The organism is Gardnerella sp. DNF01189 (assembly GCF_049244195.1).
Lineage (GTDB): Bacteria > Actinomycetota > Actinomycetes > Actinomycetales > Bifidobacteriaceae > Bifidobacterium > Bifidobacterium swidsinskii.
In genome coordinates this window covers 678,531-691,926 of sequence record NZ_CP058385.1, presented here as the reverse complement: position 1 = coordinate 691,926, position 13,396 = coordinate 678,531, and the positions used below count along the sequence as shown (strand labels likewise).

10 protein-coding genes and 1 tRNA gene are annotated in these 13,396 nt (G+C 42.7%); 10 read left to right on the top strand and 1 reads right to left on the bottom strand.

Annotated elements, in window-relative coordinates; genetic code table 11:
- Window positions 1-99 precede the first annotated feature (99 nt).
- The 8 genes from HXT41_RS02905 to dnaG all read left to right on the top strand — a co-directional run bounded on the left by HXT41_RS02905 (window position 100) and on the right by dnaG (window position 9,835).
- Window positions 100-1,065 carry an ABC transporter permease gene (locus HXT41_RS02905; protein WP_410310335.1) on the top strand — a complete coding sequence of 322 codons (966 nt, stop codon included), beginning with the start codon at window positions 100-102 and terminating at the stop codon, window positions 1,063-1,065.
- A gap of 41 nt (window positions 1,066-1,106) precedes the next feature.
- Window positions 1,107-1,991: an ABC transporter permease gene (locus tag HXT41_RS02900; protein ID WP_421788804.1), complete on the top strand. Its 885-nt coding sequence runs from the start codon at window positions 1,107-1,109 to the stop codon at window positions 1,989-1,991.
- Window positions 1,988-3,670 carry an ABC transporter ATP-binding protein gene (locus HXT41_RS02895; RefSeq protein ID WP_116440489.1) on the top strand — a complete coding sequence of 561 codons (1,683 nt, stop codon included), beginning with the start codon at window positions 1,988-1,990 and terminating at the stop codon, window positions 3,668-3,670. The genes HXT41_RS02900 and HXT41_RS02895 overlap by 4 nt, the downstream gene beginning before the upstream one ends.
- 116 nt (window positions 3,671-3,786) lie before the next feature.
- Complete coding sequence (locus HXT41_RS02890; protein ID WP_004118906.1) at window positions 3,787-4,281, top strand: S-ribosylhomocysteine lyase; 495 nt, start codon at window positions 3,787-3,789, stop codon at window positions 4,279-4,281.
- 54 nt (window positions 4,282-4,335) lie between these two features.
- On the top strand, window positions 4,336-4,875 hold the full coding sequence (locus HXT41_RS02885) for an N-acetyltransferase (protein ID WP_421788803.1): 540 nt from the start codon (window positions 4,336-4,338) through the stop codon (window positions 4,873-4,875).
- Window positions 4,876-4,959: 84 nt separating this feature from the next.
- Window positions 4,960-6,339: an alanine racemase gene (alr, locus tag HXT41_RS02880; RefSeq protein WP_421788802.1), complete on the top strand. Its 1,380-nt coding sequence runs from the start codon at window positions 4,960-4,962 to the stop codon at window positions 6,337-6,339.
- A 62-nt stretch (window positions 6,340-6,401) separates the two neighbouring features.
- Entirely contained in the window at window positions 6,402-7,685 is a 1,284-nt protein-coding gene (locus HXT41_RS02875) for a deoxyguanosinetriphosphate triphosphohydrolase (RefSeq protein WP_076002958.1), read from the top strand.
- Entirely contained in the window at window positions 7,679-9,835 is a 2,157-nt protein-coding gene (gene dnaG, locus HXT41_RS02870; protein ID WP_421788801.1) for a DNA primase, read from the top strand. The genes HXT41_RS02875 and dnaG overlap by 7 nt, the downstream gene beginning before the upstream one ends.
- A gap of 100 nt (window positions 9,836-9,935) precedes the next feature.
- Here the strand turns inward: dnaG and HXT41_RS02865 are convergent, their stop codons facing one another.
- Window positions 9,936-11,687 (bottom strand): acetolactate synthase large subunit, encoded by a 1,752-nt coding sequence (locus HXT41_RS02865; RefSeq protein WP_116994659.1) that lies wholly within the window; start codon window positions 11,685-11,687, stop codon window positions 9,936-9,938.
- Window positions 11,688-11,942: 255 nt separating this feature from the next.
- On the opposite strand from HXT41_RS02865, the gene HXT41_RS02860 reads away from it, so the two are divergent.
- Both HXT41_RS02860 and HXT41_RS02855 read left to right on the top strand, forming a co-directional pair.
- On the top strand, window positions 11,943-13,136 hold the full coding sequence (locus HXT41_RS02860; protein ID WP_064621705.1) for an SLC13 family permease: 1,194 nt from the start codon (window positions 11,943-11,945) through the stop codon (window positions 13,134-13,136).
- Between the two features lie 79 nt (window positions 13,137-13,215).
- Window positions 13,216-13,288 (top strand) — tRNA-Arg (locus HXT41_RS02855).
- Window positions 13,289-13,396 lie beyond the last annotated feature (108 nt).

Sequence of the window (13,396 nt, the reverse complement as noted above, 5' to 3'; positions counted from 1 at the left end):
CAAAATAAGACACTCGCGCAGCGCGCAAACTGCACTAGTGTCCGAATTTGTGTATTTGTGGTGTGTTTCGACTAGAAGAACATAGAAAGTAGGCATTTTATGTTTCGTATGATTTGCTACAGAGTATTGCTGTTTCTTCTTGCTTTACTTGGCATTTCTGTAGTTATTTTCATATCGTTACGTGTACTTCCAGGCGATGTTGCGCAAGTTATGGCCGGCTTAAACGCTCCTCGCGGAAAAGTAGAGGAGCTTAGAGCAGAACTTGGTATTAATAAACCACTTTTTACGCAGTATGTTGACTGGATTTGTGGTGTTTTCCGCGGTGACTTTGGTGTGTCTATGTTGACTGGCCGTTCTGTAAGTTCAACTATTGCGATGCGTGCTTCTATTACTTTTCCGCTGATTCTTTTGGGTCTGTTTATTGCTTTAGTAGTTGGTATTTCACTTGGATGTTTGCAAATTACTCATGAAGGCAAACTTTCACAGGCAATTACGCGCTTTTTGGCTATTACAGCAGGCTCTGTTCCAGCATTATGGGGTTGCATGCTACTTATTTTGCTATTAGGACGCGGTATTGGCGTGTTCAGCTTGCTGCCAACTCAAGGTTTCCCTACAGATGGCTGGAGCGAATTTCCTGAAGCTTTTGCGTCTCTTCTTATTCCGGCTCTTACAGTCGGACTTATTGTTGGCTCTAGTTTTATGCGTTACACTGCTGCAACTGTTGAAAATATTGTTAAAAGTGAAGTAGCTTCTCAAGCTATGGCTTGCGGAATGACTCGCAAACAAGTTGTGTGGCGTGTTGGTTTGCGACTTGCTCTTCCTCAACTCGTATCTGTTATTGGTTTAACTTTCGCTCATATGGTTATGGGTGTGATGGTTATTGAAAACCTGTTTTCCTTACCTGGTATTGGTACGGGAATGGTTCGAGATGTTGGTTTGCGCGATCTAATTGCAGTGCAAGGTGAGCTTTTTATGCTTGCTGCATTGTTCTTGCTAATCGGCTTTGTAGTTGACATTACGCACCGACTACTTGATCCTAGGTTATCTAAAGATAGTTTGAATTAATTTCCTATTGTTGAATCTAACATGCGAATAAGGGAGTTTTTATGTGCAATATGTCTAAAAAAAGTATCAAAGTAAAATCTACTTTATGTAAGCGCGTATGGAATGCTACTTTCGGTAAATTTGTGTGTTTAACGTTTGCAATATGGTTTTTTGTTGCTTTGCTTTCGCTTTTATGGACTCCGTACTCACTTTTAGAAACTAACGGTTTTAAAGTATGGCAGAAGCCGTCTTTTTCGCATTGGCTTGGTACGGACGGCACTGGTTCGGATATGCTTAGTTGGCTTATGGCAGGTTCAAGAATTGAGCTGATTCTCGTTTTTTCTACTGTTCTAGTTGCTGCTTGTGTTGGGTTTATTGTTTTGAGCTTTATGATTTCTAGTTCACAAATTGTTCGCACAATAAGTATTATGTCTGTTGACGCATTGATTTCTATTCCAACTGTTTTAATTGCGCTTATGCTTGCAGTTCCGTTTGGAGCTAGTGTTGTTGTGATTGTTATTGCTTGTGGAACTGGCTATGGCTTGAATTTAGCACGTATTGTACGGCCGAGTGCGCAGCTTGCGTTGCAATCTGATTATGTGACTTCAGCTGTTTTGCAAGGTTCATCGCGTAAATATGTTCTTATTCATCATGTTTTACCAAATATTATTCCTGTTGCATTTGTTGAGCTTTCTCTTTCTGCAGGAACTGTTATTTTGGCTGAAAGTGGCTTAACATACTTGGGTATTGGAGTTCCTGCTGGAGTTCCTAGCTGGGGGCGCGTGTTGGCTACTTCTGTTTCGTTAATTCACGTAAATCCTTTATCGGTTGTCTGGCCAGGTTTGATTGTGACTGTAGTTGTTGTTGCTCTTAATCTTTTTGGTGACGTATTGCGCAAAGTTTTAGATCCTTCATCAAAAAGTACGAATAAAGTAGGGGAAAAATGAGCTTAAATATTCAAAATCTCACGCTAAAACTTGGCGGAAAACTAATTCTTGACAACGTATCAATTGAGATTTCTGACGGTGAGCGTGTTGGCTTAGTTGGTTCTTCTGGCTCTGGCAAATCTATGCTAATTCGAGCTATAACTGGATTATTGCCGTCAAATGCTGAAATTTCAGGCTCTTGTATGCTTGGCAATCTTCAAACAGTGAAAGCAAAAGATGAAAATTTAGCTTCTATTCGTGGAAAATACGTTGGTGTAGTATTTCAGCAAGCTAATAGAGCACTTAATCCAATGTTAAGCGTTGAAAAACAAATTTCTTTGCCTTTGCGAATACATTACAATCTAGATGATGACGATATTCACAATCGAGTATGCATGATGCTTGAAAAAGTAGGGTTGTCGAAAAATCTCGCATCTCAACGAACGTTTGAGCTTTCTGGAGGTCAACAGCAGCGAGTTGGTATTGCTACAGCTTTGATTACCTCTCCGCGTTTGATTTTGGCTGATGAGCCTACTACTGCGCTTGACTCGGTTACACAAAGTGAAGTTGTGCGAATGCTTGCTTCACTTGTAGATGATATGGGCGCTTCAATGCTTTTTGTAACGCACGATTTTTCTGTGCTTTCGCATGCTGCTAATCGTTGCTATGTGCTCGATTCTGGGCGTGTGGTCGATAGTGAAAATGTTAAGAATTTGCTTGATAATCCGCGTATTTCTTCTACTAAACAATTAGTGAGTGCTGCTAAAAAGTTGACTTTTAGAGCGCAAAATTTGGGTTCTAAAAATTTAGATTCTGCAAAAGTGGGTTCTGCAAATACTGGTTCTGCAAACGTTGATTCTGAAAACGCTGATTTTAAGAAATTTAATTCCCATATTGGCAACAGTGAAGAAAATTCGCTTATAAATGCAAAAAATATTCACGTTACTTTAGGTCGAGCAAAAACTCGTGCTGAAGTGTTAAGCGGTGTAGATTTAAATCTTAATATTGGCGAATCTTTGGCGATTATTGGCGGATCTGGTTCCGGCAAAACAACTCTTATACGCGCTATGTTGGGGCTTGAAACTCTTTGCGAAGGTAACGTTACTTATTGCGGTGAAATCGTAAATAATGCAAATTTATTAGAAGTAAATAAAAATGCTTGTACGCTTATGAGACGCGAATCGTCGCTTGTATTTCAGCATCCGTTTGCTGCATTGGATCCACACTGGACAGTTCAAAAAAGTGTTGCTGAGCCTCTTAGAATATGGCGAAAATCGCTTAAATTAGACGATGCAACTATTGAGCAGCGTGTTTGCGAAATGTTGAAATTAGTAGGCTTAAAGCCTGAAGATTTTTTGGAACGTCACCCTCACGAGCTTTCTGGTGGTCAAGCGCAATGTGTTTGTATTGCTCGCGCATTAATCAATAATCCTCGAGTTTTGCTTGCTGATGAGCCTATGAGTGCAATTGACGTTGCTGAAAGAACTCGCATTTTAGACGCTTTTGCGTCCATTCGCTCCGAGCGTAAAAGCATGTCATGCATATTTGTAAGTCATGATTTGGGTATGATTCGGCATTTAGCAACGCGAGTTATTGTTCTTAATGAAGGAAAAGTTGTGGAATGTGGCAGTGTAAATGATGTGCTCAATAATCCACAAAATGACTATACTCGTGCTCTTGTAAACGCAGCAATCATGTAAATAAATCTTTCAACTAATAAATCTTTCAACTAATTAGGCAACTACCGTCTACTATAGAAGTACTTAGTACGTAAAGAGTACGTTGTTTATTGTGTAGTTAAGCGAAGGGAATACTTATGAATAAGCAGGATGCGTCTAGACCTAGACCAGAAAGTTTTGAACTAGATCATACTAAAGTAAAAGCACCTTATGTGCGCTATATCAATACGCAAAAAGGTCCTAATGGGGATGTTATTTCCAACTATGATATTCGTTTAACGCAGCCTAATGAGGAAGCGATTCCTACTGCAGCTTTGCACACAATTGAGCATATGATTGCAGTGTTACTTCGCGAGCGTATTGATGGCTATATTGATTGCTCACCTTTTGGTTGCAGAACTGGTTTTCATCTGCTAACTTGGGGTGAACATAGCACAGAAGATGTGGCGCGCGCTTTAAAGGAATCTCTTGAGTTTATTGCGTTTAATGCCACCTGGGATGATGTTCCTGCAACAACTATTGAATCTTGCGGCAACTATAGAGACCACAGTTTATTTGGTGCTAGTCAATGGTGTAAAGATATTCTAGCGAAGGGAATTAGTTCGGATCCTTTTGAGCGCAAACTTGTGTAAGTAATAATTAGCTAATTTTGCGTAGTTTTATTTGCTTTCTTTTTAGAGGTTGACATGGAAGATATAACATTGAGAAAAGCAACTCTTGGTGACTTGCGAAATATTGAGCATATTTATGAAAATGCTCGCAAATTTATGCGTGTTACAGGCAATCCTCATCAGTGGGGGAATAGTTTTCCACTTGTTTCAAGTGTTATTGAGGATATTCGTTTAAAACGTTTCTATTTGATTGTTGACGAGGACCCAGAATCGCATAACGAGCGTATTCTAGCGCAATTCGCATTATGCGAAGGTGTTGATGAAGTGTATGCCAGTATTGACGGTGCGTGGCTTGATGATATTTCCCCCTATGTAACAATTCACCGCTTAGCATCTTCGGGAATAAAACCAAAAATGGCAACAGCGTGCTTGCATTGGGTGCAGCAAAACTATAATAATGTACGCATTGACACGCATCCAGATAACGTAATTATGCAAAAAGTAATTACGCGTGCAGGGTTTAGTCGTTGTGGGTTGGTTGTTATTCCAGATCGCGCACACAGTGCAGTACGTATTGCATACCAATGGTTGCAAACGCTTAATCATGTCATATGAATGCGCATGTGTTCTTAAAAGCTTATAGAGAGTATGCAAAAGAGCATGTAGCATTAAAAGCATACTAAATCGGTTAGGTGAGTTATGAGTACAGATTTAAGTAATGCGGTAAGTAATAGTGCAAGTAATGCGGCAATGTTAGAAGCAAACTATGCTCGCGCGTTAAGCGTATACCCCGGGCAGGTAATTGTTGATTTGAAGGCGCTTCGAGACAATATGCGCACTTTGGTTGCGCGCGTTTTGCAAGATTTGCAGCCTGGTCAGAATGCGCCGGAAGTTATGGGAGTCGTAAAAGCAGATGGATACGGTCACGGGCTTATTCCTAGTGCGCTCGCGGCTTTAGCTGGAGGTGCTACTTGGCTTGGCACAGCTCAACCGTACGAGGCGTTACGTTTGCGTGCAGCTGGTATTGATTCTAGCCGTTGTCATATTCTCACTTGGCTTACTAGTGCTCCAACTACGAGATTTGCAGATTTGATTACAGCAGATATCGATATTTCTGTAGGCTCTATTGACTCTCTTGATGCTGTAGCTTTTGCTGCACGTAATTTAGCAAAGTCTGCTCGCGTGCACGTAAAAGTCGATACTGGTTTTGGGCGAAACGGTTTTACGCCAGAAGGTTTTAGTGCCGCTTTAGTAAAGTTAAAGCAGTATGCGAGCGAAGGTGTAATTGAGGTTATTGGTCAATGGAGTCACTTAGCTGTGGCAGATTCGCCGGACGTTCCAGAATTTGTAGATGCAACCGACCGGCAAATCCAACAATTCCACGGGTTTACAAATCGCATGAGTGAAGCTGGTTTAGCACCTAAAATCCGCCATTTAGCGAATACTGCTGCAACGCTTAACCGTCCTGAAATTCGTTTTGAACTTGTTCGTCCAGGAATTGGTTTGTACGGATACGAGCCGGATCCTGCAATGGGGGATTCGCAAACTTATGGATTGCAACCAGCTATGACGCTTCAAGCGCAACTTGGCACTGTAAAAGCTGTAGAAGAAGGGCATGGAATTTCCTACGGGCGTACGTATTTAACTCCAAATAATACGAGTACTGCTATTGTGCCGCTTGGTTACGCTGACGGAATTTTGCGTTCTGCCTCTGGATTTGATATGCAAGGTGCTCGTCATATTGATAAGCCGGGCGGACCAGTTAGAGTAGAAACCAATAAAGGTGCGCGAATTTTGAACGTTTCTGGGCGAGTTTGTATGGATCAGTTCATAGTTGATTTAAAAGGAGATGCTTCAGAGTTAGGCGTTCGAGAAGGCGATACTGTAACGCTTTTTGGACCTGGAAGAGGCGTGAAATTTGCTGAGCCTACTGCAGACGATTGGGCAGAAGCTGCAGGAACAATCAGCTACGAAATTATGACTGGAATTGGCGCTCGCGTGCCGCGGCTTTACCGCAACGCTTACGAAGTGCTATCTTCTAGCGATATTGCAAAACTGGACGCAAAAAGTCTTATATAGCTTGTTACTGCTTGTTTTAGAAGGTTAATAATAGCCTTAATTGCAAATAAAAGAGGTGCTGTATGTGCAACGAAGTAATTGCATCGGATAATGAGATCGTTGGCGAATACGATTTGCATGATACCGAGCGCTGGGCGAGTGAGCCTCATCACACTCGTGTGAGAACGCCTTTTGAACGAGATCGCGCGCGAATCATACACTCGTCTGCTCTTCGTCGATTGGGTGCAAAAAGCCAGGTTTTAGTTGCAGGCTCGGATGATTTTGCTCGCACTCGCTTGACACATACTTTGGAAGTTGCGCAAATTGGTAGACAAATTGCAGCAATGCTTGGATGCGATCCAGATGTTGTTGATTGCGCTTGCTTATCGCACGACTTAGGGCACCCACCATTTGGCCATAACGGGGAACGCGCGCTCGCAGAATTAGCGAAAAATATTGGTGGATTTGAAGGAAACGCACAAACTCTTCGCTTACTTACGCGCTTGGAACCGAAAGTTTTTCGTGAAAACGGCAGTAGTGCAGGAGTAAATCTTACGCGCGCAGCATTAGATGCTGCAGTGAAGTATCCGTGGGGATTAGAAGAAGCAAAAGCACACGATAAAGGCGAGCGTGATTTGAAATTCTGCGTGTATCCGGATGATCGAGATGTGTTTGAATGGTTGAAAATTGGTGCTCCATGCGAAGCAAAACCAATGGAATGTCAAATAATGGATCTTTCAGACGACATTGCTTACAGTGTGCATGATATTGAGGATGCGATTGTAACCGGCGCTTTTAATCCGGCTTTAGTTGCAGATTCAAAAGTTGTAGATGAAGTTATTGAAGAAACCCACGCATGGTATGGTGAGCGTTGGGATGTAGATAAACTTTTGGATGCTTTGAAACGTTTGCGCTCGCTTCACATGTTTCCTAATTCTTTCGACGGTTCTCGTCGAGCGCTAGCGCAGTTGAAAAATATTACTAGTGCTCTTATTGGTCGTTTTGCAAGCTCTGTTGAGCACGCTACGCGTGAGCGTTATGGCAACGGTCCGCTTGTTCGCTACCGAGCAAACCTTGTGATTCCGGAAAATACTTCCTACGAAATTGTGATGCTGAAAAGCTTAGCTGTGCACTTTATAATCGCCCCTCGAGAGCGTGAAGTTTATAAGCGCGAACAGAAAATTTTGACAGATTTAGTAGAAGTATTTATGAGCAAGTCGCCGCGCTCGCACGATGCAATGGAGGAAGTATTCGTGGGAGATTGGAACGAGTGCACTAACGATGATGAGCGTCTTCGTGTTGCAATCGACCAAGTAGCAAGTCTTACAGACGGTTCTGCTACAACTCTTCACGCGGCTTTGTGCTAACGAATCCACTAGGAGTTTCCAGCACTGGCGAAGAAATTTACCACTCGCCGCAGATTTGCGATAAGCTAGATAGCATGGTTGGAATGATTGTGAAAGAAGACATTGAGCGCGTGCGCGCTGCGGCAGATTTGTATGACATTGTGTCTGCAACAGTGACGCTTAAGCCTTCCGGAACTGGCACTTTTGTAGGTCTTTGCCCATTCCACGATGAAAAAACGCCAAGTTTTAGTGTGCGACCAAGCTTGGGAGTATGGCACTGTTTCGGTTGCGGCGCTGGCGGCGATGTATTTAAGTACGTTGAGCAAAAAGAGAATATTGATTTTCGTGAAGCGGTCGAGTTTTTAGCAGATCGTTATCACATTGAGATGCATTATAAGCAGGAGCAAAATAATGATTCTCAAGCGCGCGGTTCTAAACGAGCCAGGCTTTTAGAAGCAAATGAAGAAGCGCAAAAGTTTTTCGTTTCAAATCTCGGCACTAAAGAGGCAGCTCCTGCGCGCGAATTACTTGCAGGGCGAAACTTTACTCCGCAACAAAGTGCGCGTTTTTCTTGTGGTTACGCGCCTAAAGGCTGGGATAATTTAGTTAGATATTTGGCAAATAAAGGTTTTACGCGTCAAGAACTTCTTGATGCTGGTCTCGCTAGACTCGGTCAGCGCGGAATATATGACTATTTCCGCGGTCGCTTAACTTGGCCTATTCGCGACTCGACTGGTCGAACTCTTGGCTTTGGTGCAAGAAAGCTTTATGACGACGACTCCATTAGCGCAAAATATATTAACACTCCCGATACTGCACTGTATCGAAAAACGCAAGTTTTGTACGGAATTGACTTAGCTAAAGCAAATATTGTAAAAAAGCGTCAAGTTGTAATTGTCGAAGGCTACACGGACGTTATGGCATGCCATTTAGCTGGTATTGATACTGCAGTTGCAACTTGCGGAACTGCGTTTGGCGTTGAGCATGCAAAAATTGTGCGCCGCCTTATTGCAGACGATTCTTTGGGTGCAATTCAGCTTGTTGGTCCGCTGAAGGTAGATGGACAGTCTGTAAGTTCGCGCATCGTTTTTACTTTCGACGGTGATGCTGCAGGTCAAAAGGCTGCGCTACACGCTTTTGGTTTGGATTCTGCGTTTTTGACGCAAACTTTTGTTGCTGTAGCAGACAATAATCTCGATCCTTGCGATTTGCGTATTCAGCGCGGTGACGACGCTGTGCGTTCGCTTGTTGCACATGCAAGTCCGCTATACGATTTCGTTATTGACACAGTAATTAATCGTTTTGAGACTTCGTACACTACTGGTCAAATGGGCGCTATAAAGGCTGTCGCTCCTCTTATTGCGCAAATTCGAGACCGTTCGCTGCTTGACTTGTATATGCGCAAAGCCGTGCGCTCAATTGGCGTTGATTTAGCTGTTATGCGCAATGAAGTTGAGTCTGCGCGTAGACGTTTGAAAGTGCGTGACGACGATGCTTATGCGCAAAAGCATAACGTTATTCCGCCTTTTGGTCAGCAAATTCATGACGATCGTAATGCAGGTTTTAAAGCTTCTCGCATGGGAATTATTAAAAGTTCTGCTAAAAATCAGCATTATTATCGTGTGGATGATGCTGTATTTATGTGCGAACAACAATTTATGGCGTTACTTTTGCAAGTTCCGCTTGCTTTTGATGAAAAATTATTTGCGCAATTGACTTTGAATAATTTTATTACACCAGTATTTCGTACGCTGTTTCAGGCATTTGTAGCTGCAGGTGGATTGCCAGTTGGCAATGTTTCGCAAGGATTGTGGCTGCACATGATGACAAAAGCTGCAGGTCCTTTGCTTGAATCCGTTATTACAGAACTTTCTGTAATGCCGTTGCCGCTTCCTTCTCCTGCGGATACATTGGAAGATACCGGCAATCGACAGAATCAGCAAGTTTCGAACGGATCTCCTTCAGATTTTTTGCGGAAAGCTACGAGTGCAGAAAGTAAGTATGCAAACGAGCTGCTTATTCGCCTTCTTGATATCGGTTATATGCGTAGAATCGGTGCTGCTAGAGTGCGTATGGCGAAACTCAAGGATGGTCAGGAAAAGCTTGAGCTTCTAGGAAAAATTACTTCAATGGAAGCTGCTCGCAAAAACTTACAATCGCAAATCATGTAGCCTTTCATGCAATCTTTTGTACAAAACTGTACTAACAAACAAAAGACCACGTAATCTAGTGTGATTACGTAGCCTTTTGTCTGCAAAAATTTATTGAAACTCAGTTACTAAAGTCAATATCGCCGAGCTTTTCAATAAGCTTCATATTCTCGCTGTAATCGACTGGGCAAGAAATCACATCGACACCGTTTTCCTGATCCAGCGCTTCACGCAACATGTTGTACAAATCCTCCGGCTTTTTAACAGCATGACCGCGCGCGCCAAAGCTTTCAGCCAGTTTTGGCACATCCGGATTATGGAAATCAACGTATTCGTGCTCGCCTGCATGAAGCTCCATCTTCCACTTAATTAAGCCATAAGCGTTATCTTCCCAAACAAGAACTACCATTCGGCTGCCAACGCGCACTGCAGTTTCAATTTCCTGCACGTTCATCATAAAGCTTCCGTCGCCCATCACAGCCAAAACCGGTTTCGCGTTCATTTTGCCGGAATTATCTCGAATAAACGAAGCTCCAACAGCGCCCGGAAGTGTCCAAGCCATAGTAGAAAGGCTGTTGTCGATTATGCAAGTATTCGGGTGCATAGTTGGGTACAAGCGAGCCATCCACATTTTCAAAGCGCCCGTATCTACAAGCACCTTCGTTCCTTCAGGAACAGCGCGGCGAATATCGTAAACTACGCGCTGAGGTTTCATTGGCATACTTTCGTCGTTTTCGCAAGAATGTAATTCTTCCGTAAGAAGTTGTCGAATACGAGGGTGACTTACGTCGAAAGTAATTTTGCGATCCTTTAATACCGAAGTAAGAGTTTTAAGCGTTTGGCCAATATTCGCCATAATGTTCAGCGCAGTAGGGTAGTGCGCGTCGGTATCTTCCACAAAAGTATTGATGTGAATAATAGTTTTATCAATATTCGGGTTGATTTTCTTAGGATCAAATTGTTGAATTGAAAAACCTACGGCAATAATCAAATCAGCCGTGTCAAAAGCGAAGTTTTCGTAGTCGCGATGCATAAATCCAACGACTCCAAGCGCATTCGGATGATTATCTGGGAAAACGCCTTTTCCTTCAAAAGTAGTTGCGACCGGCACGTTAAGCTGCTCGGCAAACGCAAGAAGCTGATTTTCTGCGTGAGATCGCGCAACACCATTTCCAGCTAAAATAATAGGCTGCTTTGCTTTACTAATAATTTGAGCAGCTTCTTCAATAGTGTCGGGCGCTGGCATAATATGCAGAGGATGAGGAAGTGGAAGAGGTTTTGCGTCGTCAGGTGCTGGCATTTCGCTAATATCTTCCGGAATAACAAGGCACGTGGCTCCCGGACGGTTGTGACCGGCAATAGAGAAAGCTTTTCTGACCATTTCCGGCGCAGATTCTGGAGCAAGCATCATAGAAGACCATTGCGTAATCGGTTGGAAGAGCGCAACCAAATCAATAATTTGGTGAGATTCCTTATAAAGCCTAGAAACATTACCTTGTGCGCAAATCGCTACAAGCGGTGTAGTGCTTGCGTTTGCTTGAGCTACAGGAAGCGTTAAATTCAATGCGCCAGGACCTAGAGTTGCCAAGCATACGCCCGGTTTTCCAGTAATATGAGCGTATGTTGCTGCCATAAAACCGGCACCCTGCTCGTGGCGAGTAAGCACAAAACGAATGCGTCCATCGCGCTCAATTGCTTCAAGAAGCGGAATATTTTCCTCACCTGGAATACCGAATACTGCTTCAACGCCTTCGTTTACCAAGCATTCAACAACTAAATCTGCAGTATTGCGCTTGTGGTTTTCACGAAGATGCTTTTGACGAGCAAGTTTTTGTTCAAGCTTCTGATCTTCTGTTTTGTTTATTTCTGCCATAATTCGCTTCTTGTGTAGACAACAAATTCTTTGTTTTAATATGATATACGCAATCTTGTCTTTAAACGCAATTTTTGCGATGCGCGTGTCATAAAAAAGGGCGGAATTTTGTGTTAGCTACTTTAGGCTAAATCACGCTATTAATAGTTGCTAATTTATTGTTATTGCAACGATTTTGTCGGGAATTTAACCTGATTGTAGGACTGGGTTTCTAGTACAATAGAACCATTGTGTCTATTGCGTTACGGAGGAATGATGAAGCGCTGGCTGTTGAATCTGGTCAAGTGTGAAACCATTCTTATTGTTGCCGCAATTTTAGCGGTTATTTCTTGTTTTTTTGTACCTCCAGATCCGCAATATTTGAGTTATATTCATGTCAACACTATTTCGCAATTAGTGTGTCTTATGATGGTTGTGTGCGGATTCCAGCGCATTGGTGTGTTTCGATCTATTGGTGCGCGTTTGCTAAGGCATGTGCGCACTGAGCGCGGCTTGGTGCTCGTGCTTATGTCGTTAACATTCTTTTCAGCAATGTGGATTACGAACGACGTTGCTTTGGTTACTTTTGTGCCTTTTGCACTATCTGTGCTCGTAATGGCGAATGCTGAAAAGCAGTCAATTCTTGTAATTACGCTTATGACCATTGGTGCCAATGTTGGAAGTATGCTCACTCCTATTGGCAATGCTCACAATCTGTATTTAAAGGCGTTGACTCATATGTCTACGCAAGATTTTTTGAAGATTATGGCTCCTTATACGATTACAGCAGCACTGTTGATGATCGTATTTGCATTCGTATTCTTTAAGTCGCGCACAGTTGACCAGTTTGCAGGTTTGCATGGTGACGATATTGAACAAAGCGTGTTGGCTCCTTCGCATGGTCATCCGCAGCCTGATGAAATTCGTGTTATGGGTTACGGCATGAATTTTACTCGCTGGCGTGTTGCTGTTTATAGTTTGCTGTTTGTCGTTTGCTTGTGTGGTGTTAGTGGATGGATTCCTGACTGGATTATGGTGCTTATTATGGTTGCAGCTTTTCTTGTTTGCGACCGCCACGTATTCCGTGTTTTAGATTGGGCTTTGCCACTCACGTTTATTATGTTCTTTGTTTTTATTGGCAATATGCGCCGAGTTTCTGGATTTAGCGATCTTGCGCAAATGTGGGTTGGTGCGCATCCGATGGAAGTTTCTATTGCTTCAAGCCAATTTATTAGTAATGTACCAACGACAATTCTGCTTTCTGGATTCTGTGATCAGTGGAAGCTTCTTATTATTGGCACGAATCTTGGTGGAATGGGTACTTTGATTGCTTCTATGGCTTCGCTTATTTCTTATAAGGGAATTACGCACCAGTATTCGCATTACCGTGGGCGTTATTTGCTCACGTATACTATTGTCAATGTGTTCTTTCTTGCAGTGTTGATGTCACTTGCGTGGATTATTGAATAACAATTTTTATATAAACGTTTGATATTTATAATTTTATGGCGCGTTGATAACAGTTTTTTGGTATAATAACCATTTGTTTGCCTCTGTAGCTCAAAGGATAGAGCAACGGCCTTCTAATCCGTTGGTTGCGCGTTCGAGTCGCGTCGGGGGCACGATGAAATCTTGAAATAGCATAGTGCATTTCAAGATTTTTCAGAGTGCCTAGCTTGCTTATGGTTGAAAGCACTGTGTGCTTTCAACGCAAGCTTAGTCTGCCTTAT

Excerpts from the sequence above, each read along its gene's own strand:
- HXT41_RS02905 (WP_410310335.1), top strand. The coding sequence starts at position 100 with ATGTTTCGTATGATTTGCTACAGAGTATTGCTGTTTCTTCTTGCTTTA.
- HXT41_RS02900 (WP_421788804.1), top strand. The coding sequence starts at position 1,107 with ATGTGCAATATGTCTAAAAAAAGTATCAAAGTAAAATCTACTTTATGT.
- HXT41_RS02895 (WP_116440489.1), top strand. The coding sequence starts at position 1,988 with ATGAGCTTAAATATTCAAAATCTCACGCTAAAACTTGGCGGAAAACTA.
- HXT41_RS02890 (WP_004118906.1), top strand. The coding sequence starts at position 3,787 with ATGAATAAGCAGGATGCGTCTAGACCTAGACCAGAAAGTTTTGAACTA.
- HXT41_RS02885 (WP_421788803.1), top strand. The coding sequence starts at position 4,336 with ATGGAAGATATAACATTGAGAAAAGCAACTCTTGGTGACTTGCGAAAT.
- alr (WP_421788802.1), top strand. The coding sequence starts at position 4,960 with ATGAGTACAGATTTAAGTAATGCGGTAAGTAATAGTGCAAGTAATGCG.
- HXT41_RS02875 (WP_076002958.1), top strand. The coding sequence starts at position 6,402 with ATGTGCAACGAAGTAATTGCATCGGATAATGAGATCGTTGGCGAATAC.
- HXT41_RS02865 (WP_116994659.1), bottom strand. The coding sequence starts at position 11,687 with ATGGCAGAAATAAACAAAACAGAAGATCAGAAGCTTGAACAAAAACTT.
- HXT41_RS02860 (WP_064621705.1), top strand. The coding sequence starts at position 11,943 with ATGAAGCGCTGGCTGTTGAATCTGGTCAAGTGTGAAACCATTCTTATT.